We start from the raw sequence: 6,893 nt of genomic DNA on the forward strand, positions 1-6,893 counted from the left end.
GTGTCCAACGGGATCGGGGCGGCGTTCATCGCCCGCGTGATGTCCCTTTACGGTTGCTTTTGCCGCTTTTCCCGCTCGTTCAGCTTTTCTTCCATTCGCTTCAGCAATTTCTCCCACGGATTTTCCACCGGTTTTTTCTTCCGTTTTGGTTTTTCTTCCGCCATGATCAAGCGCCTCCTTTCGCTGCCGCGGATAAGGCGAGCAAGTCGCGCAGTTCGTCATCGGACAATTCCGTAATCCACGCCTCGCCTTCGGTGATGATGTCAGCGAGCGCTTGCTTTTGTTCGAGCATCTCGTCGATTTTTTCCTCGATCGTCCCTGTCGCAATCAGTTTATGGACGTGGACGAATTTCGTCTGTCCGATGCGGTAGGCGCGGTCGGTCGCTTGGTTTTCCACAGCCGGGTTCCACCAGCGGTCGAAATGGATGACGTGGTTGGCGGCTGTCAAGTTGAGCCCGGTGCCGCCCGCTTTGAGCGACAAAAGGAAGATCGGTGCTTTTCGCGCTTGGAACTCATCCACCATCCGGTCGCGCGTTTGTTTTGGGACGCCGCCGTGCAAAAACAACACCGGTTCGTCAAACAAGTCGGAAAGCAGCTCTTGGATGATCTCGCCCATCCGCACGTATTGGGTGAAGATGAGGCACGACTCGTCGTTGGCGCGGATTTGTTCGATGAGTTCGATGAGCTTTTCGAGCTTGTGCGACCGTTCGACGAGCTGGCGTGGATGGCGCTCTTTTAAATAGAGGGCGGGATGGTCGCAAATTTGTTTGATGCCGTTTAACATCTGCAAAATCAATCCGCGCCGCGCAAACGGACTGGCTTCTTTAGCCCGTTCAAGCGTGTCGTTGACAAGCTGCTCGTACAAAGCCGCCTGTTCGGCTGTGAGCGGGCAATATTCTTTTTGTTCGATTTTGTCCGGCAAGTTGAGGGCGACGGCTTCATCCGTTTTCGTCCGCCGCAGCAAAAACGGGCGGATGAGCGCCTGCAGCGCCGCTTTTTTGCGGGCATCCCCTTCTCTTTCGATCGGTCCGGCAAAGCGGCGCTCAAATTCCGCTTGGCTGCCGAGATAGCCTGGGTTGAGAAAGTGGAAGATGCTCCAAAGTTCGCCGAGCCGGTTCTCAACCGGCGTGCCGGATAAGGCGATTTTATGTTTTCCGCTCAAGCGGCGGATGGCGCGCGCTTGTTTCGTTTGCGCGTTTTTGATGTTTTGCGCTTCATCAAGGCAAATCGTATGCCAGTGCATCTGTTTTAAATCGTCATGATCCAAATGAGCAAGGTTGTAAGACGTAATGACGAGATCGGCCTCGCCTGCCGTTTGCGCGAACGCTTCGTTTTTCGCCCGGTTCGGTCCGTGGTGGACATAGATGCGCAAGTCTGGGGTAAAGCGGGCGCATTCCTTTTGCCAGTTGCCGATCACACTTGTCGGGCAGATGAGAAGCGCCGGTGTGTTCGGACGTTCCGTTTCTTTTACATAGGTCAAATAGGCAAGGAGTTGCACCGTTTTGCCAAGCCCCATGTCATCGGCCAAGCAGGCGCCAAAGCCAAAGCGGCGCAAAAAGACGAGCCAGTTGACGCCGCGCTGCTGATATGGGCGGAGCGTGCCGCGAAACGACGGCGGCACGGCGACGGCGGGAAGTTCGTCGATGTTTTGCAGCTGTTGGACGAACGCCCGAAACTGATGGTGCACATCAATGCGAATGGCGATCTCATCTTCTCCCGCCTCATCGTGTCCATCCGCTTCGGTGAGCAGCGTCTGGGCGACGAGTTCGTGGATCGGCACCCCTTCTTTTTTCGCCTTTTCCATGAGCGCCTGCGCGCGGCGGACAAGAGCGGGATCGAGAATGAGCCATTGGCCGCGCAGGCGGATGAGGCGCCGCTTTTGTTCCGCCAAAGCGGCAAACTCCTCTTCGGTCAGCTCGATGCCGTTAGTCGCCACCCGCCAGTCAAACTCGGCGAGGCGCTCGAGGCCAAACAACGTCTCCGCATTGACAGAAGGCGACAGCTTCGCTTTGATCGACAGCTGCGCCTGGCGGATGTCGTGCCACCAGTCAGGGAGCAACAGGCGGACGCCTGCTTCTGTGAGCTTTAAGCTTTCTTCGGATAAAAAGCGCCATGCTTGTTCGTCGGACAGTTCATGAAGCAAAGACTCGTTTTCATCGCCAAGCCACGGCACGATCGCGCGGATGCGGCGGATGGCGCGTTGGACCGATGATTCATACGGCCGCCAAGCACGCGGAATGTCGCGTGCGGGCGCGATGGCGCTGTCATCGATGGCGATCAGCACGGGCTCAAGCGTCCATACGTCGCCGCCCTCGGACGGTTCAATGAGGCGCAGCCCGACGACAAACGGAGGCCGGTCGCCGAGCCAGCCGATTTGTTCCAGCCAGTCGTCTTCCGTTCCGGTCCATTGGTCGCCACGGGATGCGATCAACGGATACGTGCGGACGATTTCTTCCCAAATGCCGCGAAGCTCCGGGTCGCGTGAGAGCCAGTCGGCGACCGCAAGCGACCGCCATGTGGCGACGAACGGATCGGGATCATCGTCCGAGCCGCGCCAGCGGGTGCTCCTTGCTTCACTCCATGCGCCGCCGGTGCTTTTCCATTGTGAAGAGTCCGGAAGGAACCGGCGTTCGCGCAAACCGTTCCAAATGTGTTTCGCCCACTCTTCCAATCGGGCGGTGAACTCGTCTGCCCATTCAATGGCGGAAAAGCGCGAGTGCGGACGCAAAGCGAACAGCGTGAGCGCCTGCCACGGCGACAGCCGCACGATTTCTCCCCCATTGTCCTGGGCGGTATCTAGAAGCGTGCCGTAAAACGTTTCTTCGTGCCAAGCGAACAAAGACGGGGCCCATGACGAGACAGGCGTGGAGCTTGAGAGCTCGAAGCATTGATTCTCTTCATCCCATTTGCATGAAAGCGGAATCGTCTGCAACACGTTCATGGAAGCAATTTTCCTTTCTTCAATTCTTCATGGAATGCGCGCAGGCGCGTTGTTTTGGAGAGCAGTTGTTCGAAATAGGCTTCCCATTGGTCGAGCCGCTTCATCGAACGGTAATGAGTCCGCAACGTTTTCAAGTGGCGGACCGCTCTTTGGTAGCTCGCCCGGTTTTTTTCTTCGAGTCGCTTCATCACGGCCCGATGATATAGCGGCATCACCAGTTCCGCTCCACGGGCTTGCAATGTTTTGAGCAGCTGCGGATGCAATTCATCGGCGGTGATGTTTGCCCATAAAAACAGGTCGACGACTTCCCGGTAGCGTCCTTGCTGATACAAAAAATTGGTGTAATGGTTCACGCTGTAAGGGAGGCTTCGCTGCAAAAACTCCTCCCATGCATTCGGGCGATTTCGTTGGCGGGCATACATTTCAAACAAATGAACCGCTTCGTCCAAAAAACTGCCCCGGATGAGGTGAGGCAAGTGGGAAAGGTAAAGAGGCCAATCTTCCTTCCCCTTTTCCCAAACGGCTTCAAACCGCTTCACGAGGCCGTTGGTGATGAATCGTCCGATCCATTCAATCAAAAACAGGCCTGCTTGTTCGGGAAATGCACGGTAAAGCGCCATGGCCTCGTCATCTTCGCCAAGCAGGAAGGAAAGGTGGGCCGCCGCCATGGCGGCGCGGGTGCTGCCTTGTTCATGGGCGAGCCGAAGGAGTTCTGCCCGTTCTTCCTGCCGCCATGCGGGCTTGGTGAACAACAACTCCCACGCGGTTGTGTAAAAGTCATAGCCGAACGATGATAGCGCCCCGTCCAAAAACAATAGATCACGCACGTACGGAATTGTCTGTTCGATCAATGCGTTGAGCGACCGCGGCAGTGATTTGGCAGACAATTGTTCTAGGGCGTCAAAGGCGCGGTCGGCGACATGGTTGACGTCCTGCTGCCAGGAAAACTGCCCGTAAGAGGCGAATCCGCCTTCATTCCAACCTTGAGCCTCCCCGTACTGCCGAAGCTTCTCCAATAAAAAGAGAGCGGCATGAAGCTCCCGCAGCGGGCGGGCGCCGGCTTGCTTCCCTTCGTTTTTGCCAAGCTTCGGGAGGAGTTGGAATGCCAAACGGTACGGCCAGTTTTTGCCGTTTTGATGGCGCGAGAAAAAGTCTTGATACTGTTTCTCAAATTGGTTCCACCAATCTTCGACGGTTTCATTTGGAGTGATGGAAAGGGCAGTCGGTTTCCCCACCCTTTTTTGAGCGAGCGGCTCCTGCTCATTAGCAGCGGGCGCCTCTTTGCGCAACGCTTGGATTTGGCCTTTTTTCCACAGGCGGAACAGCTCGCCGCTGTCGAACACATTGCCGTATATGTAAAAAAACAGCGCCAAAATATGCGGGCATAGTCCTTCTGTCCCGCATGGACAGCGATGGCGGCGGGTGATGTTGGCTAAGTCGAGCATGACCTCATGGGGGGTGATGTCAGAAACGACCCCTTCCACTTCGTGGCTGTTGATGACCATGACGTTATAGACCAACCCGTTTCTTGACAAGTCGCGTCCTTTTTGAATGAGATGGTGGAAAATAGGAAACGGCAATTCTTTCAGCAATTCGCCAGCCGCCTGTTGCAAAAGCGGTTTGGAAATGGTCGTTTGCAGCATGTCGGTTCGTCCTTTCCGTTCATTTCCCTATCATTTAATTATAGCATGTCGAAATGAAGAACGCTATGCGATTCCCGGTGGAAGCGGCCTGTCTTCTGCATTTGTTGCTGGGAATGTGTAGGTAGAAAAGCTGACGATGATATATCTTCTGCCAATGATGGTATAATGGAAATAGGCAAAGCCTGAGTTTAAGAGAAAGCAGGTGCATCGAATATGGCGGCAGTGCCGCGAAACGAACCATGTCCGTGCGGAAGCGGAAAAAAGTACAAGCATTGTTGTGGAAAAAAAGAGGCGGTGTCGATTGCGTCGTTGATTGACCGTGAGTTGATCGAATGCATGAATGATATGCGTCAGTTTGTCTTGCAGCGGTATGAGAGGGAGGTGGAAGACCTTCTGAACCAGTTCCCGCTTGATGAGATGCCGGAGGAAATCGAGCTTGGCGTGCAGATCATGGCGGTGAACTGGATGTTGTTTTGTTGGCCGCTTGATCAAACAGGGCAAACGATCTTTTCCGCTTACCGGAAAAGCCGCCATTGGGAGCGGTGGCGCTCGTCCGTTCAAGCTCACATCGAGCGATGGGAAGGAGCCGTTCCGTCGTTTCACGAGTTCATCGGCTATGATGACGGGAATCGCCCCGTTGTCCGGGATTTGTTGACTGGGAAGGAACAGAACATCCATTTATTGGCTTCCTATCAATGGCCGAACGTGATCGAAAAAGGGGATGTGGTGTTCGGCTTCCTTGTCCCGTACCAGGAAGCGTTCACGTATTTCACCACGGTGCTTCCGTTCCCAGCATCAGGGAAAGAGCGATTGCTTCGGGCGATTCAAAAAGAAGCGGAGTGGAGCGGTCAGCCAGCGGCGTCATGGATGCGTGATCGGTTCGTCGCTGTGTTTTCCGACGTGCTCTTGGAGTGGCTTTGGCAGTTCGCCAAACAGTTCAAATGGGATGATCCGAAACAAGCCGACGTCATTCGCGAGCTGGATGAAAACGAGCCGGAGGCGCCAGCGGCGCTGCTCAGTCAAGCTTTCGCCATATGGGCGCTCTATTGCGGAAAAACATCCCGCCTCCCTTATTCGGTCCCCGTCTACGCGGCGGCGCTCCGCCATGTGGCCGGTCATTTGATGAAGGCAGAAGGATCTGATGTGGAAGACATTGCCGATCGGTATGACGTGATGCCCCAAGATGTGAGGGCGGCGGCGTTGGATTTTTTCCTGATGGCTGTCGATGATGAAGATGAGGAATGGCTCGACGACTGGGATGAAGACTGGTTCGAAGAGAACCGGGATGAACTTGATGCGCGCATCGATGAATGGCTCGATGAAGTCGACTTTGTCTTGGCGCGCGAGGGATGGGACGAGAAGCGAGTCAACCGCCATATTGACCGGGCCATTCGTTCGTGGCGGAAAGAAGGGTTGCTTGAGGGAGTGAATGAAAAAGAATTGCGCGAGGAGCTCCGCGATTTGGCGTGGGAGATGTTCACCGATCGGGGATTCATCTAAAAGGCTGGTGAAAAACAACCATTTGATACGCGGCATTGATCGACGTTTTGAAAAGCGAGGGAAGTGTTTTTGCGCGAGTCGTTTCCGGAATTGCTTGAAACAGCGGTCCACGAGTTGGTGTGGCAACTGTTGAGCGAAAAGGGCTGGGGGGATCGGGATCAAGATGATGTTTTTCATGAATTGAAGAAAAAGGAAGAACAAACCTCCTCCCTAGTGCTCAGCCAGGCTGCGTTCCTCTGGCGCGCATACTGCCAAGAGGATGAACCGGTCATCGAGAATCCTGCTGTGTATGCGGCTGCACTCCGTTATTTGGCGAGTGAAATGGCTGGAAAAGAATTTGTCAATATCGAAAAGGCCGCGGAGCACTACGGCGTTCCTGTAGGGGAAGTGGAATCCGCCGTTATGGAATTGTTTTTGTTTGGAACAGAGTTGCTCGATGACGGAGATGATGAGGGCGAAGATGATGATGAGTGGCTCTTTGACGATTGGGATGACGGTGATGAGATCTGGTTCGACGATGGCGGGATGGAGGATGGCGATGAGCTGGACGACGCGATTGAGGGATGGCTCGACCAAGTTGAGGAGCTGTTTGATCGCGAGGGCTGGGACGTTGATCAAGTCAATCGCTTGATCGATAAAGCGATCCGAACATGGAAAAAGGACGGTTTGCTTGAAGGAGTCGATGAAGCCAAGCTGCGCGAAGAGCTCGAGGAGCTCGTCTGGGAGACGTTTGCCGAACGGGGATTTTTGTAAGGCGGCGGACAAAGTAGGCAACGAAGTGCATATGGATGCGAAAGAAGGTGCCCTTG

4 protein-coding genes are annotated in these 6,893 nt (G+C 54.8%); 2 read left to right on the forward strand and 2 right to left on the reverse strand.

The features are described 5' to 3' along the window. Positions 1-166 precede the first annotated feature (166 nt). Entirely contained in the window at positions 167-2,941 is a 2,775-nt protein-coding gene (locus GJ1_RS13325; protein WP_066233306.1) for a DEAD/DEAH box helicase, read from the reverse strand. Beyond that, the gene (locus GJ1_RS13330) at positions 2,938-4,584 is read right to left on the reverse strand and encodes an SWIM zinc finger family protein (protein ID WP_066233307.1); all 1,647 of its coding nucleotides are present in this window, start codon (positions 4,582-4,584) and stop codon (positions 2,938-2,940) included. The genes GJ1_RS13325 and GJ1_RS13330 overlap by 4 nt, the downstream gene beginning before the upstream one ends. Positions 4,585-4,797: 213 nt before the next feature. Between GJ1_RS13330 and GJ1_RS13335 the strand changes: the two genes are divergently transcribed. Both GJ1_RS13335 and GJ1_RS13340 read left to right on the forward strand, forming a co-directional pair. Next, positions 4,798-6,084: an SEC-C domain-containing protein gene (locus tag GJ1_RS13335; protein ID WP_066233311.1), complete on the forward strand. Its 1,287-nt coding sequence runs from the start codon at positions 4,798-4,800 to the stop codon at positions 6,082-6,084. Positions 6,085-6,153: 69 nt separating this feature from the next. Next, positions 6,154-6,837: a hypothetical protein gene (locus GJ1_RS13340; protein ID WP_245629387.1), complete on the forward strand. Its 684-nt coding sequence runs from the start codon at positions 6,154-6,156 to the stop codon at positions 6,835-6,837. Positions 6,838-6,893: the final 56 nt, after the last annotated feature.

Source organism: Geobacillus jurassicus NBRC 107829 (assembly GCF_001544315.1).
GTDB classification, from domain to species: Bacteria; Bacillota; Bacilli; order Bacillales; family Anoxybacillaceae; genus Geobacillus; species Geobacillus jurassicus.